18 protein-coding genes and 3 pseudogenes are annotated in these 20,100 nt (G+C 74.5%); 14 read left to right on the forward strand and 7 right to left on the reverse strand.

The window, feature by feature from the left end; translation table 11 throughout:
* Window positions 1-120 precede the first annotated feature (120 nt).
* The gene (locus VSR01_RS24805; protein WP_326454019.1) at window positions 121-342 is read left to right on the forward strand and encodes a hypothetical protein; all 222 of its coding nucleotides are present in this window, start codon (window positions 121-123) and stop codon (window positions 340-342) included.
* Window positions 339-1,415 (forward strand): methyltransferase domain-containing protein, encoded by a 1,077-nt coding sequence (locus VSR01_RS24810; protein WP_326453796.1) that lies wholly within the window; start codon window positions 339-341, stop codon window positions 1,413-1,415. Before VSR01_RS24805 ends, VSR01_RS24810 begins: the two co-directional genes overlap by 4 nt.
* 15 nt (window positions 1,416-1,430) lie before the next feature.
* Here VSR01_RS24810 and VSR01_RS24815 read toward each other — a convergent pair whose 3' ends face one another.
* The 3 genes and pseudogenes from VSR01_RS24815 to rocD form a co-directional block, all read right to left on the reverse strand.
* Window positions 1,431-3,194, reverse strand: a complete 1,764-nt coding sequence (locus VSR01_RS24815) for an aminotransferase-like domain-containing protein (RefSeq protein ID WP_326451339.1) — start codon at window positions 3,192-3,194, stop codon at window positions 1,431-1,433.
* A 36-nt stretch (window positions 3,195-3,230) separates the two neighbouring features.
* A pseudogene (locus VSR01_RS24820) lies at window positions 3,231-4,174 on the reverse strand (hypothetical protein).
* Window positions 4,175-4,803: 629 nt separating this feature from the next.
* Window positions 4,804-6,054, reverse strand: coding sequence for an ornithine--oxo-acid transaminase (rocD, locus tag VSR01_RS24825; protein WP_326451340.1), 1,251 nt, complete (start codon window positions 6,052-6,054; stop codon window positions 4,804-4,806).
* Window positions 6,055-6,248: 194 nt separating this feature from the next.
* Here rocD and trpS point away from each other — a divergent pair, with 194 nt between their 5' ends.
* Window positions 6,249-7,262 carry a tryptophan--tRNA ligase gene (gene trpS, locus VSR01_RS24830; protein ID WP_326451341.1) on the forward strand — a complete coding sequence of 338 codons (1,014 nt, stop codon included), beginning with the start codon at window positions 6,249-6,251 and terminating at the stop codon, window positions 7,260-7,262.
* 177 nt (window positions 7,263-7,439) lie between these two features.
* Window positions 7,440-8,012, forward strand: coding sequence for a 2'-5' RNA ligase family protein (locus VSR01_RS24835; protein ID WP_326453797.1), 573 nt, complete (start codon window positions 7,440-7,442; stop codon window positions 8,010-8,012).
* Between the two features lie 163 nt (window positions 8,013-8,175).
* Here VSR01_RS24835 and VSR01_RS24840 read toward each other — a convergent pair whose 3' ends face one another.
* Window positions 8,176-8,949 carry a TetR/AcrR family transcriptional regulator gene (locus VSR01_RS24840; protein WP_326451342.1) on the reverse strand — a complete coding sequence of 258 codons (774 nt, stop codon included), beginning with the start codon at window positions 8,947-8,949 and terminating at the stop codon, window positions 8,176-8,178.
* A 102-nt stretch (window positions 8,950-9,051) separates the two neighbouring features.
* Here VSR01_RS24840 and VSR01_RS24845 point away from each other — a divergent pair, with 102 nt between their 5' ends.
* The 4 genes from VSR01_RS24845 (at window position 9,052) to VSR01_RS24860 (ending at window position 12,639) form a co-directional block, all read left to right on the forward strand.
* Window positions 9,052-9,321, forward strand: a complete 270-nt coding sequence (locus VSR01_RS24845) for an NmrA family NAD(P)-binding protein (protein ID WP_326451343.1) — start codon at window positions 9,052-9,054, stop codon at window positions 9,319-9,321.
* Complete coding sequence (locus VSR01_RS24850) at window positions 9,285-9,995, forward strand: SDR family oxidoreductase (RefSeq protein ID WP_326451344.1); 711 nt, start codon at window positions 9,285-9,287, stop codon at window positions 9,993-9,995. Before VSR01_RS24845 ends, VSR01_RS24850 begins: the two co-directional genes overlap by 37 nt.
* Window positions 9,996-10,113: 118 nt before the next feature.
* Complete coding sequence (locus tag VSR01_RS24855) at window positions 10,114-11,349, forward strand: lytic polysaccharide monooxygenase (RefSeq protein WP_326451345.1); 1,236 nt, start codon at window positions 10,114-10,116, stop codon at window positions 11,347-11,349.
* Between the two features lie 96 nt (window positions 11,350-11,445).
* Window positions 11,446-12,639 carry a GH12 family glycosyl hydrolase domain-containing protein gene (locus VSR01_RS24860; protein ID WP_326451346.1) on the forward strand — a complete coding sequence of 398 codons (1,194 nt, stop codon included), beginning with the start codon at window positions 11,446-11,448 and terminating at the stop codon, window positions 12,637-12,639.
* A 125-nt stretch (window positions 12,640-12,764) separates the two neighbouring features.
* Here the strand turns inward: VSR01_RS24860 and VSR01_RS24865 are convergent, their stop codons facing one another.
* Together VSR01_RS24865 and VSR01_RS24870 are read right to left on the reverse strand one after the other, a co-directional pair.
* On the reverse strand, window positions 12,765-13,520 hold the full coding sequence (locus VSR01_RS24865) for a decaprenylphospho-beta-D-erythro-pentofuranosid-2-ulose 2-reductase (RefSeq protein ID WP_326451347.1): 756 nt from the start codon (window positions 13,518-13,520) through the stop codon (window positions 12,765-12,767).
* Window positions 13,521-13,602: 82 nt separating this feature from the next.
* Window positions 13,603-15,036, reverse strand: a complete 1,434-nt coding sequence (locus tag VSR01_RS24870) for an FAD-binding oxidoreductase (protein WP_326451348.1) — start codon at window positions 15,034-15,036, stop codon at window positions 13,603-13,605.
* Window positions 15,037-15,147: 111 nt separating this feature from the next.
* Here VSR01_RS24870 and VSR01_RS37915 point away from each other — a divergent pair, with 111 nt between their 5' ends.
* The 5 genes and pseudogenes from VSR01_RS37915 to VSR01_RS24890 all read left to right on the forward strand — a co-directional run.
* On the forward strand, window positions 15,148-15,381 hold the full coding sequence (locus tag VSR01_RS37915; RefSeq protein WP_442785531.1) for a hypothetical protein: 234 nt from the start codon (window positions 15,148-15,150) through the stop codon (window positions 15,379-15,381).
* 5 nt (window positions 15,382-15,386) lie between these two features.
* On the forward strand, window positions 15,387-15,692 hold the full coding sequence (locus VSR01_RS37920) for a phosphatase PAP2 family protein (RefSeq protein ID WP_442785532.1): 306 nt from the start codon (window positions 15,387-15,389) through the stop codon (window positions 15,690-15,692).
* A 3-nt stretch (window positions 15,693-15,695) separates the two neighbouring features.
* The gene (locus VSR01_RS24880; protein ID WP_326451349.1) at window positions 15,696-16,658 is read left to right on the forward strand and encodes a decaprenyl-phosphate phosphoribosyltransferase; all 963 of its coding nucleotides are present in this window, start codon (window positions 15,696-15,698) and stop codon (window positions 16,656-16,658) included.
* Between the two features lie 101 nt (window positions 16,659-16,759).
* Window positions 16,760-17,245: a GtrA family protein gene (locus tag VSR01_RS24885; RefSeq protein WP_326453798.1), complete on the forward strand. Its 486-nt coding sequence runs from the start codon at window positions 16,760-16,762 to the stop codon at window positions 17,243-17,245.
* Window positions 17,233-18,072: pseudogene (locus VSR01_RS24890) on the forward strand (YihY/virulence factor BrkB family protein); the annotation flags it as partial. The gene VSR01_RS24885 and the pseudogene VSR01_RS24890, both read left to right, overlap by 13 nt.
* Window positions 18,073-18,266: 194 nt before the next feature.
* Here VSR01_RS24890 and VSR01_RS24895 read toward each other — a convergent pair.
* Complete coding sequence (locus VSR01_RS24895; protein ID WP_326453799.1) at window positions 18,267-19,589, reverse strand: D-alanyl-D-alanine carboxypeptidase family protein; 1,323 nt, start codon at window positions 19,587-19,589, stop codon at window positions 18,267-18,269.
* 228 nt (window positions 19,590-19,817) lie between these two features.
* On the opposite strand from VSR01_RS24895, the pseudogene VSR01_RS24900 reads away from it, so the two are divergent.
* Window positions 19,818-20,063: pseudogene (locus tag VSR01_RS24900) on the forward strand (SCO4848 family membrane protein); the annotation flags it as partial.
* Between the last annotated feature and the right edge of the window lie 37 nt (window positions 20,064-20,100).

Below are 20,100 nucleotides of genomic sequence, written 5' to 3' on the forward strand. Positions count from 1 at the left end.
CCCCCGTCGACTTCTGGGTGTTCGACGGCGGGCTGGTGCTCTTCCATCACTTCAGCGGGGACGGCGTCCTGACGGAACGCGAGTACGTCGAGGACGCGGCCTTGGCGGCGTGGTGCACTGATGCGTTCGATGCCGTCGACCGCCCACTACCTCCAGGAGCAGATCCCGAAGGCGTACGAGGTACGGCTCACGGTGGTCGACGGCAGGATGTTCCCCGCTCGGCTGGACGTGTTCTTCGAATGCAACCCTGCGGGCACCTGGGCCTGGGCCGAGAACGCAGCGGGATTGGGAATCGCGTCGGCGCATGCCGACTACCTGAGCGAAGGAACGAACGGAACATGAGCACCACTGACCAGGCCGCCGACCTGCGCGCCAGGTTCGCGGCCCAACTCGGGGAGGGCCATGCGGCCCCGTGGTGGCGTCAGGCATTCGCCGACGTGCCGCGTCATCTGTTCGTGCCTCGCTTCTACGACATGGGCCAGGGCCGGCCCACGGAGGTGACCGAGGATTCCCCCGGCTACTGGGAGAGGGTCTACTCGGACAACGCCCTGGTGACCCAGGTGGACGACAAGGGCATCCCCACGTCCTCGTCCAGCGAGCCGACCACCATGCTCACCATGCTCGAAGCCCTCGACGTCGAGGACGGACACACGGTCTTCGAACTGGGCACCGGCACCGGGTACAACGCGGCCCTGATGTCCCACCGCCTCGGAGCCGAGAACGTCACCTCCGTCGACGTCGACCCCGAGCTGGTGGACCTCGCCACACGCAGGCTCAGCGTCCTCGGCCCCCTCCCGTACGTCTTCGCCGGGGACGGGGCCCTCGGCTGCCCGGAACGTGCGCCGTACGACCGCTTGATCGCCACGGCCGCGATCCGGGCGGTCCCTCCGGCTTTCCTGGACCAGGCGAAGCCGGGGGCCGTGATCGTGGCCCCGATCGGCTTCGGCCTCGCCCGTCTCACCGTCTCCGAACCGGGACACGCTGACGGACGCTTCCTGGCCCTGCCCGCGTTCTTCATGCCGCGACGTGTGCCGGGACGGGCGCCCGACTTCCGGACATTGCTGGACCAGGAGCCGGACACCACCTCGGTGCCCGCCGCCGACGTGATGACACGGCTCGATTTCCCGCTCAGCCTGGCCCTACCCGGTCACAACTCGTGCACGTGGCGGGACGACAACGGTGAACTGACCAGCGTCGGGCTGTGGACCGAGGACGGCTCCACGGCCACCGCCCACGTGAACGGGAGCGTCCGTCAGACCGGACCCCAGCGGCTCTGGGACATCGTCGAAGCCCTGTCCGCGTGCTTCCCCGCGGCGCCCGGTCGAGAAGACTTCGGCGTCACGGTCCGGCCCGGCGGCCAACGCGTCTGGTACGGCCACCCGGACGGCCCCGCCTGGACGCTGCCGACGGCGTGATCTGCTCCTCGCGGCTCACCCCGGATGCACATCCGGAGAGGCGAGGACGTCGCAGAGGCGGGTGAGGGCCTCGGTGAAGGCGTGGTCCGGCGGGGTGGCGTAGCCGATGACCAGGGCCGGGGGTGCGGTGGGTGGGGCGCCGTAGACGGGGAGGGCGCCCAGGGCCAGGCCGTGGTGACGGGCGCGGGACACGACCTCCTCCAACGGAGCCGCGCCCGGCGGGAGTTCGAGCAGCGCGTGGAGGCCCGCGGCGATGCCGGACAGCCGTACGGACGGCACGCGTTCGGCGAGCGCGGCCACCAGGCGGTCCCGGCGCGCCCGGTAGCGCAGCCGCATCCGCCGCACGTGGCGGTCGTACGCCCCCGAGCCGATGAACTCCGCCAGCGTCAACTGGTCCAGCACCGGCGAGAGATGGTCGCTCAGCCGCTTCTCCCGCACCACGTCCTCCAGCAGGTGCGGCGGCACGGCGATCCACGCCAGCCGCAGGCCCGGCGCGAGGCTCTTGCTCGCCGTGCCCGCGTAGACCACCTGCTCGGGCGCCAACCCCTGCAACGCGCCTACGGGTTGGCGGTCGTAGCGGAACTCCCCGTCGTAGTCGTCCTCCACGACGACCCCGCCGGTGCGCCGCGCCCACTCCACCACGGCGGCGCGGCGCGCGGGCGACAGGCTCACGCCCATCGGGAACTGGTGCGCCGGCGTGAGGAACACCGCGGCGCACGACCCGGCGGCGCCGTCCCCGTACGCGTCGAGGCGCTCCACCGCCGCGCCCTCCGCGTCCACCGGCAGCGTCACCGGCTCCAGCCCGGCCGCCGCCAACTGCACGCGGGTGTCCGGCAGTCCGACCTCCTCGACCGCCACCCGCCGGGCGCCGCGGGCCCGCAGCGCCCGGCCCAGCACGGTGACCGCCTGCGCGTATCCGCTGCACACGACGAGCAGTTCGGGGTCGGTGCGCACGCCGCGCACCCGGGCGAGGTACGCGGCCAGCGCCGCGCGCAGCTCGATCCGGCCGCGCGGGTCGGAGTAGCCGAGCGCCTCGTTCGGCGCGGCCATCAGCGCGCGGCGCGCCGCCGCGGCCCACGCGGTGCGCGGGAACGAGGACAGGTCCGGCGAGCCCGGCCACAGGACGTACGGGGGCCGCGGCGCGTTCTGCGCGGACGGGAGGAGCGGTGCGGGCGCGCCGTGCGGTGCGGGCGGTACGGGTGCGCCGTGCGGTTCCGGCGACGTTCCGAGGCCGTACGTTCCGAGGCCGTACGTTCCGAGGTCGTACGTTCCGAGGTCGTACGCCCCGACGCCGCCGCCCCCGAAGCCGCGAGCTTCCAGATCCCGCACCACGCCGCCCGCCGCCCCGGCCGGGCGCGGCCCGAGCAGCGGCCCGCGCACCGGCGCCGGCGCGACCGGCGGCGCGGCGACCGACGTGCCCGAGCCCTGCCGCGCGGTCAGCCACCCTTCGGCGACCAGTTGCCCGTACGCGTCCGCGACCGTGTTCCGGGCCAGCCCCAGGTCCTTGGCCAGCACCCGGCTCGACGGCAGCCGGGTCCCGGCCGCGAGCCGGCCCTCGCGTACGGCCTCCCGCAGGGCGTCCTCCAGCGCGGCGCGGGAGTGGCGTCCCGCGAGGTCCAGCAACAGGTCGTAGTCGCCCCGGCTGGTCGCCGGGCCGGGCTCCCGTACGTAGCGCCGACCGTCGTCCCGTACGTCGCGCCTGCCGTCCTTCCGGCCCTCGTGCCGGTCGTCATGCCGGTCGTCGGTCCGGCCTCGCCGTTCCGCCGTGGGTTCTGCCATGGGCCCAGTGGACCATGCCCGGTGGGCCGGGGCCGCTCAGGAGCGGTGCGCGGAGGAGGACCGCGTGGGGGACCGCGTGGGGGAGTGCGTGGCGGGGGCGGAGGCGTCGGCGGGCGCGGAGCCGTCCGCGGGCGCGGAACCGTCCGGCCGGGCGGCGTCGGCGGGGGCGGCCGGCTCACCGAAGCGGGCCAGCGCGAGGGCGCCCAGCAGCGCGAGCGCGAAGCCCGCGACGGCGGCTGGGGCCCAGCCGGAACGCGTGCGGTCGCCGAGCGCCAGGACGCCGACCAGCGCGGGGCCGATCGTCTCGCCGACCACCATGCCCGCGGTGGCCGCGGTGACCGAGCCGCGTTGCAGCGCGGAGGTCAGCAGGAGGAAGCCGGCCGCGCCGCCGAGCAGCAGCGCGTACAGCGCGGGGTTGGTCAGCAGCCGGCCCGGCGCGAGGCGGTCGAGGAGGCGGACCGCGACCTCGACCACGCCGAAGCCGAGGCCCGCGCCGAGGCCGAGGGCCGCGGCGCGGGAGCGTTCCGGCAGCGCCAGGCGGTCGAGCCCAGCGCGAGGACCACCGCGGCGGCGGCGAGCGTGCCCCAGCGCAGCGCGGGCGAGCCGTGCGAGTCGCCCTCGCCGGCCGAGGCGAGGCCGAGCAGGGCGAGGCCGCCGCAGACGGTGGCGACCGCGGCCCATTCGCGGCCGCTCAGGCGTACCCCGAGCAGGCGGCCCGCGGCGACCGCGGTCACCGCGAGGCTGGCGGCGAGGGCGGCGCCGACAGCGTAGATCGGGAGGGAGCGCAGGGCGATCAGTTCGAGCACGAAGCCGACGGCGTCGAGGGTCAGGCCGAGGGCGTAACGCCATTGGAGGGCTGCTCGCGCGAGCAGTCGGGCGTCCACGCCGGAGCCCGTGCCGGGGGCGGTGGAGCGCGTCGCGACGGCTTGCAGCACCGATGCGATGCCGAAGCATACGGCTGCGCCGAGCGCCGCGATCATGCCCATAGCCACTCGCCCACTCTACGGCCCAGCTCGCGCTGGGCGCTCCGCTCTCAGCGCGCCAGCGGTCGCCCTCGCGCCGGGCCGTCGCGCCCCGGACGCCGGGGGCTGCCGATGCGCTGGGGCGCTGCCCCCCAGCCCCGCCCGGCCGCCGATGCGCTGGACGCTGCCTCTCAGGGGCGCGGGGAACGGCGCGCTCAATCGTCCGCATGCCGGTGGTCCGGAGCGGGCCGGACAGCCCCTTTGGGACGGTGACGATCTGCGGCCCGCAGATGGGCTTGTCGCGCAGTTCCCCGCGCCCCTTGTGTGCTGACGTCCAGCGTCGACGCGGCCCGGGTCGCTGAAGACACGTCCGGCGCCGGCGCAGCGCCGCGCGCCGGGGGCGCGGGGAACTGCGCGCTCAAGCGTCCGCATGGCGGTGGTCCGGAGCGGGCCGGACAGCCCCTTTGGGACGGTGACGACCTGCGGCCCGCAGATGGGCTTGTCGCGCAGTTCCCCGCGCCCCTTATGTGCTGACGTCCAGCGTTGACGCGGCCCGGGTCGCTGAAGACACGTCCAGCGCCGGCGCAGCGCCGCGCGCCGGGGGCGCGACGGTCGGCGCGGAGGTGACGTGGCGGGGCAGGGGGATCTCAGCCGGCGGCGAGGACCTCGCGGAGTTGGGTGAGGGACCAGTCGAGGTCGTCCTTGGAGATGACCAGCGGCGGCGCGAGCCGGATCGTGGAGCCGTGCGTGTCCTTGACCAGGACACCCCGCGCGAGCAGCCGCTCGGAGATCTCGCGGCCCGTCCCGAGCGCGGGGTCGATGTCGACCCCGGCCCACAGCCCGCGCCCGCGCACCTGCGTGACCGCCCCGCCGCCGACCAGCAGCGCCAGCTCCCCGTGCAGGTGCGCGCCCAGCTCCGCCGCCCGCGCCTGGTACTCGCCCGACCGCAGCATGTCGACGACTTCCAGGCCCACCGCGCAGGCCAGCGGATTCCCACCGAAGGTGGACCCGTGCTCGCCGGGCCGGAACACCCCGAGCACCTCGCGCGAGGACACCACCGCCGAGACCGGCACGACACCGCCGCCGAGCGCCTTGCCGAGCACGTAGACGTCCGGCGCCACGTCCTCGTGCTCGCACGCGAACGTCCGGCCGGTCCGCCCCAGCCCCGACTGGATCTCGTCGGCGATGAACAGCACCCCGCGCTCGCGGGTGAGCGCGCGCACCCCGGCGAGATAGCCCGGCGGCGGCACCAGCACGCCCGCCTCGCCCTGGATCGGCTCCAGCAGCACCGCGACCGTGTCGTCCCCGTTCGCGTCGAGCACCGCCTCCAGCGCGGCGAGGTCGCCGTACGGCACCACGTCGAAGCCCGGCGTGTACGGACCGTAGTCCGCGCGGGCCTCGGGGTCGGTGGAGAAGCTGATCACCGTGGTGGTGCGGCCGTGGAAGTTGTTCGCGGCGACGACGATCCTGGCCCGGCCGTCCGGCACGCCCTTGACCCGGTAACCCCACTTGCGCGCCGTCTTGACCGCGGTCTCGACCGCCTCCGCGCCGGTGTTCATCGGCAGCACGGCCTCCATGCCGCACAGCTCCGCCAGCTCCCGGCAGAACTGCCCGAACCGGTCGTGGTGGAAGGCCCGCGAGGTCAGCGTGACCCGGTCCAGCTGGGCCTTGGCCGCGGCGATCAGCCGGGGGTTGCCGTGGCCGAAGTTGAGCGCGGAGTAGCCGGCCAGCATGTCCAGGTAGCGGCGGCCCTCGACGTCGGTCATCCACGCGCCCTCCGCGGAGGCGACCACCACCGGCAGCGGGTGGTAGTTGTGCGCGCTGTACGCGTCGGCGGCGGCGATCTCGCGGTCCGTGCGCGTGCCGTGGACCTCTTCGGCGGCGGGTGTCGTGGTCACGTGCGTACTCCGTTCGTCGTGCGTCGGGAGGCCGGCCTGCTACGGGGGCGGGGGTGGTGCCCCGTTCGTTCGTACGGCTGTGCCTCCCATCGTCGCTCGCCGCCGCCCCCGCGCACCACCCCCCCCGCAGCGCGCGCAAAGGGCTCTCTGGGCGGCTCTATGGGCGCGCCCCCGCCACCTGAGACAATGGCCGCATGGCCACTGATCGTCCTCGCGCACTGTCCGGCATCCAGCCCACCGCCGGCTCCTTCCACCTCGGCAACTACCTCGGTGCGATCCGCCAGTACGTCGCGCTCCAGGAGAGCCACGACGCCTTCTACATGGTCGTCGACCTCCACGCGATCACGGTGCCGCAGGACCCGGCCACGCTGCGGGCCAACACCCGGCTCGCCGCCGCGCAGCTGCTCGCCGCGGGTCTCGACCCGGAGCGCTGCACGCTGTTCGTGCAGAGCCACGTGCCCGAGCACGCCCAGCTCGGCTGGGTGATGAACTGCCTGACCGGCTTCGGCGAGGCGTCGCGGATGACGCAGTTCAAGGACAAGTCGGCCAAGCAGGGCGCCGACCGCGCGACCGTCGGCCTGTTCACGTACCCGATCCTCCAGGTCGCCGACATCCTGCTGTACCAGGCCGACGCGGTGCCGGTCGGCGAGGACCAGCGGCAGCACGTCGAGCTGACCCGGGACCTGGCCGAGCGCTTCAACTCCCGCTTCGGTCCGACCTTCACCGTGCCCGCCCCGCACATCGTCCGCGAGGTCGCCAAGATCTACGACCTCCAGGACCCGAGCGCGAAGATGAGCAAGTCGGCGGCCACCCCGAAGGGCCTGGTCAACCTGCTGGACGAGCCGTCCGCCTCGGCGAAGAAGTTCCGCAGCGCGGTGACCGACACCGACACCGTGATCCGCTTCGACGAGGTCGCCAAGCCCGGCGTCAGCAACCTGCTCACCATTCACTCCGCACTCACCGGCACCACAGTCGCGGAACTGGAGGAGCGGTACGCCGGCAAGGGCTACGGTGCGCTCAAGACGGACCTGGCGGAGATCTTCGTCGAGTGGGTCACGCCGTTCCGGGAGCGCACGCAGGAGTATCTGGGCGACCCGGAGACGCTGGACTCGCTGCTGGCGAAGGGGGCGGAGAAGGCGCGCGCGGTGGCGGCGGAGACGCTGGCCGCGGCGTACGACCGGATCGGCTTCCTGCCCGCCAAACACTGACACAAGCGGACGAGGGCCCCCGGTGGCTGTGACGCATCTCGCTCCCGGGGCCCGCGCCCGCGCGCGACACTGGACCGACACTGGACGGGGTATCCGTCCCGGCATGACCGTGCATGACCGTTTCTGACCGACCCGGGGAAAGAGGTGAACGCAGTGGCCGGCTCCGCGGGCTCCACCATCGGAAGCACCACCATCGGCGTGTCCATCGCGGTCCCGGAGCCGTACGGACGGCTGCTGCAGGAGCGGCGCGCCTCCTACGGGGACCCGGTCGCCTACGCCATCCCCACGCACATCACGCTGCTGCCGCCCACCGAGGTGGCCTGCGCCCAGCTGCCCGCCTTCGGCCGCCACCTGGCCGACGTGGCGGCCGGCAGCCGGCCCTTCGCGCTGCGTCTCGACGGCACGGACAGCTTCCGGCCGCTGTCCTCGGTGGTCTACGTCAAGGTCGTCGAGGGCGTGCCGGCCTGTGCCGCGCTCCAGGAGGCGGTCAGGTCCGGGCCGGTGCGGCGCGAGCTGCTGTTCCCGTACCACCCGCACGTCACGGTCGCGCACGACATCGCCGAGGAGGCGATGGACCGCGCGCTGGTCGACCTGGCCGGCTTCACCGCGCAGTGGCGGGCGAACGGCTTCGCGCTGTACGAGCAGGGGCTCGACGGCGTCTGGCGGAAGATCCGCGACTACCCTTTCGGCCCCGACCCGCGCCCGGCGGTCCCGCACCAGGCGACGCGCGAGCCCGCCTCGCGTCTGTGAGGTGCGGCTGACGCGCCGCTGCGGCGTACGGTCGGCCCGCCTCGGGCGCTGACGAAGGTCTCCGCCGCCGCGGTCCCGCCGTCCCGCCGCCGTGGTCCCGCCGTGCCCCGCCGTCCCGCCGCCGTGCCCCGCCGTCCCGCCGTCTGGCCCTCGGGTGTGCCCGCTACCGGGCGGCGGTCGCCGGGCCGGCGCTCGCGTACGGGCCGGGTCCGGGGCCCTGGCTGGGGTCCACGCCGCTGACGGCGATCCGCAGCAGGCGGCCGGCCAGCTCGGGGTCGTCCTCGGCGCGCGCCGCGATGCCGTTGGCCAGTGCGAGCAGGTCGTCGACCGTGATCCCCGGGCGCAGCCGGCCCGCGGCCCTGGCGCTCTCGGCGAGGTCGGCGGCGACGGCCGCGAGCACGCCGTGGCAGTCGTCCTCGACGGTCGCGGTGGGCCGCAGTGAGACCGCCAGGCCGCGGGTGGTCGCGGTGTAGCGGGTGATCTCCTCCAGCCAGAGCGCCAGCGCGCCGCCGCCCTCCTGCTCGCCGAGCTGCCGGCCGCGCGCCGCGATCTGCTCGACGCCCTCGTGGAAGACCTCGGTCAGCAGCGCCTCGCGAGAGCGGAAGTGCCGGTGCAGCGTGGCCGAGCCGACGCCCGCGCGCCGCGCGATCTCCTCCAGCGAGGCCGAGGCGCCGTCGCGGGCCACGATCTCCGCGGCGGCGGCGAGCAGGCGCGCGCGGTTGCGCCGCCAGTCGGCGCGCTGCGGATTCGCCGGACCCGCCGACCGCCGCGGGCTCTGCGCGGCCCGCCCGGCCGCCGACGTGCCACCGATCGGCGTCTGCCCGGCCGCCGACATGCGGCTGTCGACCGGCGTGCTCTCGCCCGCCGGCGCGCCGCCGTCGCCGGTCGCGGGCCCGTCCACGCCGCCGCTCGCCGGCACTGTCCGCTCACTGCTCATCGCGCCGATTCTAGCCGCCGCTCGACAAACGGGGGGCCACCCCATATTCTCCGGGACAGGAAACGGGGACCCACCCCGTTTTCTCGACGCGAGGAGCATCCCATGGCGACATCCGACCGCGGCTCCGCGGACCCCGTGCTGGTGACAGGGGCGACCGGGAACCAGGGCGGCGCGGTTGCCCGCGCCCTGCTCGCCGAGGGGCGGCCGGTGCGGGCGCTGGTCCGCGACCCGTCGTCCGCGGCGGCCCGGGCACTGGCGACGGCGGGCGCGACGCTGGTCCGCGGCGACCTGGACGACTCCGCCTCCCTCAAGGAGGCGGTGACCGGGCCGGCGCGGTGTTCTCGCTGGAGACCGCCGACTACGCGAACCTGATGGCCGACTCCGAGGTGCGGCGGGCCCGCAACCTGGTCGCGGCGAGCTGCGCGGCCGGCGTCGCCCAGATCGTGCACACCTCGGTGTCCGGCGCGGGCGACGACGACCCGGCGGCGTTCGACGCGCAGAGGTGGGGCGCGTTCCCCGCGCACTACTGGCGCAGCAAGATCGAGGCCGAGCGGGCGGTGCGCGAGGCGGGCTTCCCGGCCTGGACGATCCTGCGGCCGGCCGCGTTCATGGAGAACCTCCGGCAGCCGTCGATCTGGTTCGCCGGCTTCACCTCGAACCGGCTGGGCGTGGTCAACGACCTCGACCTGCCCCGCCCGTGGGTCGCGGTCCGGGACATCGCGACCGCCGCCCTCGCGGCCTTCGCCCGGCCGCGGCGCTTCCACGAGGTGGTCCTTGAGCTGGCGGGCGACGAACTCTCCCTGCGCCGCGCGGTCGGGATCCTCAACGCCGTGCGGTCCGAGCCCATCGGACTGCCGGACAGCCCCGAGCAGGCGCTCGCGTGGGGCGTCCTGCCCGAACTCGCCGCGTCCCAGCGCCGGATGGACGCCCATCCGGCCCCGGCCCGCCCGGCGGCGGCCCGCGCGCTGGGGATCGCCCTGACGACCTTCGAGCAGTGGGCCGAGGGGGAGGCGGGTCCGGTGCGCGAGTTGTTTACAGCTCATTGAGGTGCTGTTACTTTCGAGAGCGATGGGAGCGCTCCCATATGGATTTCCCCCCACTTGTCCCCGAGCGCCCGCACTGGTGGACCACGGCCTCGGGGACGTTGCCCGAAAGGTCACCACCTTGCGCAAGAACAAGAAACTGTCCTTAATCGCCACGCTCGCCACGCTGCTGTCGGCCTTCGGCATCGTCCTCTTCGCCCAGAGCTCGGCTCAGGCGCACGGCGTCGCGATGATGCCGGGCTCGCGCACGTACCTGTGTTACGAGGACGCCGTCACCGGCTCGGGCGCGCTGAACCCGACCAACCCGGCCTGCGCCGCGGCGGTCGCCCAGAGCGGCACGACGCCGCTGTACAACTGGTTCGCCGTGCTGGACTCCAACGCCGGCGGCCGCGGCCAGGGGTACGTACCGGACGGCACGATCTGCAGCGCGGGCAACAAGTCGCCGTACGACTTCTCGGCGTACAACGCGGCACGCGACGACTGGCCGCGCACGCACCTGACGTCCGGTTCCTCGATCCAGTTGCAGTACAGCAACTGGGCCGCGCACCCGGGCACCTTCAAGGTCTACCTGACCAAGCAGGGCTGGTCGCCGACCACGCCGCTGGCCTGGGCGGACATGGACCAGATCGGCAGCGTCACCAACCCGCCCGCGGTGGGCTCGCCGGGCACCGACGGCGGCCACTACTACTGGGACCAGGCGCTGCCCTCGGGCCGCAGCGGCAACGCGCTGCTGTTCATCCAGTGGGTGCGGTCGGACAGCAACGAGAACTTCTTCTCCTGCTCCGACATCGCCTTCGACGGTGGCCACGGTGAGGTCACCGGCATCCACCTCGGCAGCGGCTCGACCAACGGCGGGACCACGTCCGGCACCACGTCGGGCACCACGTCCGGCACCACGTCCGGCACGAGCACCGGCACCAGCACCGGCACGACGACCGGCACCACCAGCGGCACGACCTCCGGTACGAGCACCGGCACCACGTCCGGTACGAGCACCGGCACGACCACCGGCACCACCAGCGGGTCCACGGGCGGCACCGATCCCGGCAACACCTGCATGGCCATGTACTCCGTCACCAGCTCCTGGGGCGGCGGGTTCCAGGGCCAGGTCGAGGTCATGAACCACGGCACCTCGCCGTCCAGCCACTGGAAGGTCACCTGGACGCCGGGCACCGGCACCCAGATCACCCAGCTGTGGAACGGCACCCTCTCCAGCAGCGGCGGCGTCGCGAACGTCACCAACGCCTCCTACAACGGCACCATCGCTGCGGACGGTTCGACCACGTTCGGCTTCACCGCCAACTCCAGCAGCGGCAACAACCTGCCCGCCGGCTCGATCACCTGCTCGTTCGCGTGATCCGCTGACACCACGCCCGCCCCGTCCGGTTCCCCACGACCGTGCGGGGCGGGAGTGTGCCCCACCCCATCCCCCCACCGTCCGCGAAGGGACATCATGGACATCCTCGCGCACGCACTCAGAACCACCCGCACGGCCGTCGTGGCGGTCCTGTGCGTCCTCGGCCTGGCCGTCGCCGGCGTCGTCATGCTGGGCACCGCCCCCTCGGCGCACGCCGACACCCAGATCTGCGACCAGTACGGCTCGACGACGATCGAGGGCCGGTACGTGGTGCAGAACAACCGCTGGGGCACCAGCGAGACGCAGTGCATCAACGTGACCAGCACCGGCTTCCAGATCACCCAGGCCGACGGCTCGGTGTCCACCAGCGGGGCGCCCAAGGCGTACCCGTCGATCTACAACGGCTGCCACTACACCAACTGCTCGCCCGGCACGAACCTGCCGGCCCAGCTCAGCGCCATCGGCAGCGCGCCGACGAGCATCTCGTACTCCTACGTCAGCAACGCGATCTACGACGCCGCCTACGACATCTGGCTGGACCCGACGGCGAAGAAGGACGGGGTGAACCAGACGGAGATCATGGTCTGGTTCAACCACGTGGGCTCGATCCAGCCGGTCGGCTCCAAGGTGGGCACGGCCTCGGTGGCCGGGCGCAGCTGGGACGTGTGGACCGGCAACAACGGCTCCAACAACGTCATCTCGTTCGTCGCGCCCTCGGCGATCGGCAGCTGGAGCTTCGACGTCAAGGCGTTCGCCAACGAGGCGATCAACCGCGGCCTGGCGCAGAACTCGTGGTACCTGACGAGCGTCCAGGCCGGCTTCGAGCCGTGGCAGAACGGCGCGGGCCTCGCGGTCAGCAACTTCTCGTCCACGGTGAACCTCGGCGGCGGCTCCACCGGCGGCTCCACGACCGGCGGTTCGACCACGGGCGGTTCCACCACCGGCGGGTCGACCGGCGGCACCGGCGGTCCGGCCGCGTGCAAGGTGACCTACGCGACCCAGTCGTGGTCGAACGGCTTCACGGCCAACGTGACCGTCGCCAACACCGGTTCGGCGGCCGTCGACAACTGGCGGCTGGCGTTCACCCTGCCGTCGGGCCAGACGGTGACCAGCGCCTGGAACGCCACGGTCAGCCCGTCCTCCGGCGCGGTGACGGCCTCCGGCCAGTCCTACAACGCGCAGATCCCGGCCGGCGGCAGCCAGTCCTTCGGCTTCCAGGGCAGCTACAGCGGCAGCTTCGCCAAGCCCGCGGCGTTCTCCCTCAACGGCACGGCCTGCACGGTCGCCTGACCGCCCGCAGCCGGACCTCCGGCCCGCCGCCCGGCCCGAGTCGCCGGGCGGCGGGCCGGACCCGCGCGCCGGACCCGCGCGCCGGGGCGGCGGGGCGGGGCGGCGGCGCCGCCCGGCCGCCCGCGCTACAGCGTGATGCTGCGGAAGACCCGCCGCGGCAGCAGCCGGACCGCCGCCATGACCGGGCGCAGCGTCCCCGGCACCCAGAGGACCTCGGCGCGGCGGCGCAGCCCGCTCTCGATGGCGGCGGCGACCGCGTCCGGCGTCGTGGACATCGGGGCGGGCGGCAGCCCCGCGGTCATCCGGGTGTGCACGAAGCCCGGCCGCACCACCATCACGTGGATGCCGTCGTCGTGCAGCGCGTCGCCCAGGCCCTGCGCGAAGGCGTCCAGGCCGGCCTTGCTGCTGCCGTAGATGAAGTTGGAGCGGCGGGCCCGCTCGCCGGCCACCGAGGAGAGCACCACCAGCGAGCCGTGCCCCTGCCGCTGGAGCGCCGCCCCGCACACCAGCGCCGCGGACACCGCGCCGGCGTAGTTGGTCTGCGCGACCCGCACCGCGGCGGCAGGCTCCTGCTCGTCCCTGGCCTGGTCGCCGAGCACGCCGAAGGCGAGCAGTACCGCGTCGATGTCGCCGTCGGCGAAGACCTTGCCGAGCACCTCCTCGTGGCTGTCGGGGTCCAGCGCGTCGAAGGCGACGGTGGACACCTCGGCGCCGAGCGCGCCCAGGTCCCGCGCGGCCGAGTCCAGCGCGGGGGAGGGGCGGCCGGCCAGCACCACCCGGCGGGTGCGGCGGGCGATCAGCCGGCGGGCGGTGGCCAGGCCGATCTCCGAGGTGCCGCCGAGCACCAGCAGGGACTGGGGGGCGCCGAACGCATCCTTCATCAAGGGCCTCCAGGACGGGAGTGGGACGGGTGCGTGAGCCGCGCCGGCGAGCCGGCCGCCGCGGCGGGGACTGCCCGGCGGGTCACAGCGCGAGCCGCCGCGCCAGGTCGGAGGTGAGCACGCCGCGCGGGTCGTAGCGGGCGCGCAGCTCGCGGAAGTCGTCGAGCCGCGGGTACATCGCGCGCACCAGCTCCGGCCGCAGCCGGGAGTCCTTGGCGAGGTAGACCCGGCCGCCCGCGGCGGCGACCTCCTCGTCCAGCTCGTCCAGCAGCGCGTCCAGGCCGGGCAGCGCGGCCGGGATGTCCAGCGCCAGCGTCCAGCCCGGCACCGGGAAGGACAGCCAGCCGGGATCGCCCTCGCCGAACCGCTTGAGCACCGCGAGGAAGGACGGGCAGCGGTGCGCGCTCAGCCGGCCGACGATCCGCCGCACCGCCTCCTGCTCGCCGTACCCGACGGCGAACTGGTACTGCACGAAGCCGCCGGGACCGTAGATCCGGTTCCACTCCGGCAGGCCGTCCAGCGGGTGGAAGAACGACGTCAGCTTCTGCAGCTGCCCGCGGCGCTCGCGCGGCGCCTTGCGGAACCACAGCTCGTTGAAGAGCCCGACCGAGGTGCGGCCGAGCAGCCCGCCGGGCAGGTGGCGCGGCGCGGCCGGCAGCCGCAGCGGCCGGAAGGCCAGCGGGTCGCGGCGGGCCCGCGCGCCGCGCCCGGCGGCGGGCAGCGCCTCCAGCGGGGCGTGGTCGCCGCGGGTGAGGACCGCGCGGCCGGTCGCCGCGCCGCGCGCCAGCAGGTCGATCCAGGCGACCGAGTAGCGGTAGCGGTGGTCGGTGGCGGTCAGCCGGTCCATCAGGTCGTCGAGGTCGGCGGCCCGCTCGGTGTCGACCGTCATCAACGATGTGGCCACCGGCAGCAGCCGGATCGTCGCGGCCAGGATCACGCCGGTCAGGCCCATGCCGCCGGCCGTCGCGCGGAACAGTTCGGGGTCGTCCTCGGGCGTCACCAGCCGGGTCTCGCCGTCGCCGGTGAGCAGTTCCAGCGCCGTCACATGGCGGCTGAACGAGCCCGAGACGTGGTGGTTCTTGCCGTGGATGTCCGCGCCGATTGCGCCGCCGACGGTCACGTACCGGGTCCCGGGGGTGACCGGCACGAACCAGCCCAGCGGCAGCAGCACCTGCATCAGGCGGTGCAGCGAGACGCCCGCGTCGCAGGCCACCAGGCCGTTGACCGCGTCGATCTCGTGGATGCGGTCCAGGCCGGTCATGTCCAGGACGGTGCCGCCGGCGTTCTGCGCGGCGTCGCCGTAGGCCCGGCCCAGGCCCCGCGCGACCACCCCGCGCGCGCCGCACCCGCGCACCGCGGCGACCGCCTCCTCGTACGAGCCGGGGCGCAGTAGCCGCGCCGAGGTGGGGGCGGTCCTGCCCCAGCCGGTGACGGGGGTCGTCGGCGCCGCGGCCGGCCCGGCGGCGGGCGGCGGGGGCGCGGACGCGGACGCGTCGGTGGCGGAGGGTACGGGCATGCGGCGACCGTATCGCCCTGAGACGGCCGTATTGCTTCTTATGCGGCTTTTCTCACTGAAAAGGCGCACAGGGGGTGCGTGAGCGGGAGGGCCGCACGGTAAGGACTCGGGGTGCGTTACGACCGAGAACTGCTCACCGTGCTGCGCCGCTGCGGCGACGCCCGGCACGTCGCGCGTGCCGCCCGGGGGCTGTCCTGGGCCGGTGAGCACGGCGCGGTCTGGCTGCTCGCGGGCCTCGCCGGAGCGTACGACGCGGCCGGCCCCGGCGCGCCGGACGCGGCGGCGACCGCGGCCTGGCCGCGGCCTGGCTGCGGGCCACCGCGCTGGTCGCCGGCGCGCACCTGACCAGCATGGCGGTCAAGCGCGTGGTGCGCCGGCCGCGCCCCGAACTGCCGGGCGCCGCGCCGCTGGTGCGCACTGCCGGCCGGCACAGCTTCCCCAGCTCGCACGCCGCCTCCTCGGCCGCCGCCGTGGTCGCCTTCGGCGCGGTGCTGCCGCGCGCCCGGTTCGCCGCGGCCGTCCCGCCGCTGGCCGCCGCGGTCTGCGTCTCACGGCTGGTGGCCGGCGTGCACTATCCCACCGACGTGGTCTGTGGCGCGCTGCTGGGCGGGGCGATGGCCCGCCTCGGCCGCGCCTGGGCCCTGGCAGGTGTCTGACCCATGAGCGAACGTTCCGCCGCCGTCATCGACCCGTCCGCCGCCGTCCCCGCACCGGCCGCCACCCCGGCGTCCCTGCTGGCCCTGGCCGCCGGGCTGCTGCGCACCGCGCGGCCCCGGCAGTGGGTGAAGAACGGCCTGGTGCTGGCCGCGCCGATGGCTGCGGCCCGGCTGCTCAGCGCCGCAGAAACGGTACGCCTGGGCATCGTCCTGATCCTGTTCACCGCGTGCTCCGCGGCCGTCTACCTGATCAACGACGCGCGCGACGCCGAGGCCGACCGGGCCCACCCGGTCAAGTGCCTGCGCCCGGTGGCCAGCGGCCAGGTCCCGGTCGGCGCCGCCTACGCCGCCGGCGCGCTGCTGGCCGTGCTCGCCCCGGCCGCCGCCGCGGTGGCCTGCAACGCCGACACCGCCGCGCTGCTGGCCGGCTACGTGGTGATGCAACTCGCCTACTGCGTTCGCCTGAAGCACATCCTGGTCGTCGACCTGGTCATCGTCACCACCGGCTTCCTGATGCGGGCGATGGCCGGCGGGCTGGCCCTGGACATCACCCTGTCCCGCTGGTTCCTGATCACCTCCGGCTTCTGCGCGCTGTTCATGGTCGCCGCCAAGCGGTACAGCGAGCTGCTGCTGATGGCCGACCGCGACGGCGACATCGGCGCCTCGCGCGCCCTGCTCGGCGAGTACACCACCGGCTACCTGCGGTTCGTGTGGCAGCTCGCGGCGGGCGTCGCGGTGCTCGCGTACTGCCTGTGGGCGATGGAGACCGGCGGCCGGCCCGGCGGGCTGCTGCCGTGGCGGCAGTTGTCGATGGTCCCCTTCACCCTCGGCGTGCTGCGCTACGCGGTCTTCGCCGACGCCGGCTCCGCGGGCGCCCCCGAGGACGTGGTGCTGCGCGACCGCGCGCTCGGCGTCATCGGCGTCGCGTGGGGCGTGCTCTACGTGCTCGCCGTGGTCAACCGGTGAGCCGCGGCCGCCTCCCCGCGCCGGCGGGGCGCGGTCCGTGGCGGCGCGGGGGCGGCGCCCGCCCGGCCGCGGACGTCCCGGGCGCCCACGGCGTCCCGGGTCTGCCGCGCGCCTCGGGCCTGTGGCACGAGGTCGGGTCGTTCGCCGCGTCCGGGGCCGCCGCCTACGCCGCCGACCTCGGACTGTTCGTGTGGCTGCGCGGCCCCGGCGGCTTCGGCCCGCTCACCGCCAAGGCGCTGTCCTTCGTGGCCGGCTGCACCGTCGCCTACCTCGGCAACGCGCTCGTCACCTACCGCGGCCGCACCCCCGCGGTCGGCCGCGCCCGGCAGTACGGCGTGTTCGTCGCGGTGAACGTCGCCGGCGCGCTCGTCCAGCTCCTCTGCCTGGGCTTCTCGCACTACGTCCTGGGCCTGACCGCGCCGCGCGACGACGTGGTCTCCGGCCTCGGCGTCGGGATGCTGCTGGCGACGGCGCTGCGGTTCTGGGGCACCCGCACCCTCGTCTTCCGGGCCGGCGCCTCACCCGTACGAGGCGCGGCAAGCGTGCACCGGACGGAGGAGGGTAACCGCTCCCCATGGACTGGTTGACGAGGCTGCCGTGGATCGGGCCGCGCATCGCGGCGGTGTTGCGCACCCACGCCTACCGCGCCTTCGCCCACCTGCAGACCGTGCACTGGACCCGGCTGGCCGCGGCGATGACGTTCACCAGCTTCCTCTCGCTCTTCCCGCTGCTCGCCGTGGTCGCCGCGGTCGGCGCGGCGCTGCTCAGCAAGCAGCAGCTGGACACCCTGGAACACAAGATCACCGAGCAGATCCCCGGCATCGCGGGTCAGCTCGACATCAGCGGACTGGTCGCCAACGCCGGCACCGTCGGCGTCATCGCCGGCGCCGCGCTGCTCTTCACCGGCGTCGGCTGGGTCGGCTCGCTGCGCGACTGCCTGCGCGCGGTGTGGGCCAAGGACGACGAGGAGCGCAACCCGGTCGTCGCCAAGCTGCTCGACCTCGGCGTGCTGGCCGGCCTCGGCGCCGCGGTGCTGGTTTCGCTGGCCGCCTCCGGCTTCGCCACCGCCGCGGTCACCTGGACCGCGCACCGCATCGGCCTGGCCGACCACGGGCCGGGCCGGGCGCTGCTCACCCTGGTCGGCTTCTGCCTGGCCGTGGTCGCCGACTTCCTGATCCTGACCTACCTGCTGACGCTGCTGCCGGGCGTGGAGCCGGCCCGCCGCTCGGTGGTCGTCGCCTCGCTGATCGGCGCGGTCGGCTTCGAGCTGCTGAAGCTGCTGCTCAGCGGCTACCTCCAGCAGGTGGCGGGCAAGAGCATGTACGGCGCCTTCGGCACGCCGGTCGCGCTGCTGCTGTGGATCAACTTCATGTCCAAGCTGCTGCTGTACTGCGCCGCGTGGACCGCGACGCCCGTCCACGTCAAGGAGGTCGACGGCGGCTGGCGCAGCATCGAGCCCGAGGACACCGGCACGACGGAGCTGCCCCCGGACACCGCGGCCGGCCCGACGCCGAGAAGGTCGAAGAGGCCGAGAAGGCCGGGGGCGCCGAGGAGGCCGGAGAGGCCGGGGACGCCGAGGGGGAGGCCGGCCCGACGCCGGGGAGAAGGTCAGCTCCGGCGCCGCCGGGAACGGCCACGGCGGCGGCGCCCACCGATGGGACCCCCGTCCGAAGCGGCGCCCGCACCGCGCGGACCCTCGGACGGAAGCGGACGGCGACGCCGTACGACGATGACGACCAGGGCCAGCAGCAGCGCCGAGCCCGCCGCCACGGCCGCCGCGGTCCACGCCCCGCCGGAGGAGGAGCCGGTCGCCGCTGCCGCCGCGTGCTCACCCGGGCCGGCCGCCTTCACCGTGCCGCTCGGCGTGGCGGAGGCGTGCGGCACCTTGCTCAGCGGCGGCACCAGCGTGCCGACCGGCTGCACGGTCGGCGCGGCCTTGAAGCCCCAGTCCAGCAGCGACGCGGCCTCCCGGTAGACCAGATTGTGCTGGGTGTGCGCCGGGTTCATGACGGTGACCAGCAGCTTGCGCCCGCCGCGCTCGGCGACGCCGGTGAAGGTCGCGCCGGCGTTGGTGGTGTCGCCGTTCTTCACCCCGGCGATGCCCGGGTAGCGGTCGATGTCGTAGTCGCCCGCGAGCAGCCGGTTGGTGTTGGAGATCGCGAACGACTCCCTGACCTTGGTCGGCTTGCCGTTCTTGCCCTTCTTGTAGTCGCCGGGGAACTGCGCGGAGACCGTCGAGCAGTACGCCCGGAAGTCGGCGTTCTGCAGGCCCTGCCGGGCGAACAGCGTCAGGTCGTACGCGCTGCTCGTCTGCCCCGGCTCGTCGTAGCCGTCCGGGGTGACCACGTGCGTGTCGTCCGCCTGCAGTTCGTGCGCCTCGGCGTTCATCTCGCGCACGGTGGCCGGCACGCCGTGGTTCATCGCGGCCAGCACGTGCACGGCGTCGTTGCCCGAGCGCAGGAAGACCCCGAGCCACAGGTCGCGCACGCTGTAGGTGAGGTTCTCCTTTATCCCGACCAGGCTGCTGCCCTCGCCCATGCCGTTCAGGTCCGAGGGCGCGACCTTGTGCACGGTGCTCGCCGGGAACTTCGGCAGCACGGTGTCGGCGAAGAGCATCTTCAGCGTGCTGGCCGGGGGCAGCCGCCAGTGCGCGTTGTGCGCGGCGAGCACCGCCCCGGTCTCGGCGTCCGCGACGATCCACGAGCGCGAGGTCAGCTTGGCGGGCAGCGCGGGGACGCCGGGCGCGGCGTTCACCTGCGTGCCGGGCAGGCCGAGACGGTCGCCGCCGACCGTCGACATCCGCGCGGGCGGGGTGGGCGTGGGCGTGGGCTTCGGGGCCGCGGCGGCGGTCCCGGCCAGCACGGTGCCGCCGAGCAGGGCGGCGGTCACGGACACGGCCAGGGCGCGGCGGCGGGCGGCGGAGGTCGTCATCACAGGCACCAGGCGAACGTACAGGCCCGGCTTCCCCGTACATATCACCGGGTCCGCGCCCATCGGGGTGAGCAATCCCACGGCGGTCCCGTGGAACCTCCGGGGGGCGCCGCGCCCTCCCCGGGGCCCGGGACCGGGTCCGGGGTTCGCCCGGGACCGGGTCCGGGGTTCACCCGGGACCGGCCCCCGCGCGGGGCGGCGCGGACGGGTCCGCCCATACTGGGACGCATGAAGCTCAGCCGCCGCGCCTCCTGGTTCCTCGCCGCCTTCGGCGTGTGGTCGTGGATCGTGTGGACCACGTTCGTGAAGAACCTGTGGAAGGACGCCAGCGGTCTCGCCTTCCACCACGGCGACCACGCGTCCCCGACCGCGTACTTCTGGATCCACCTCACCCTCGCGGTCGTCTCGACGGCGCTCGGCACCGCCATCGCCGTGCTCGGCGTCCGCAGCCTGCTGGCGCACCGCAGGGCCGCGCCGGCGCCGGACCCCGCTGCCGACGCCGCTGCGGATG

This window comes from Actinacidiphila sp. DG2A-62, from assembly GCF_035825295.1.
Lineage (GTDB): Bacteria > Actinomycetota > Actinomycetes > Streptomycetales > Streptomycetaceae > Actinacidiphila.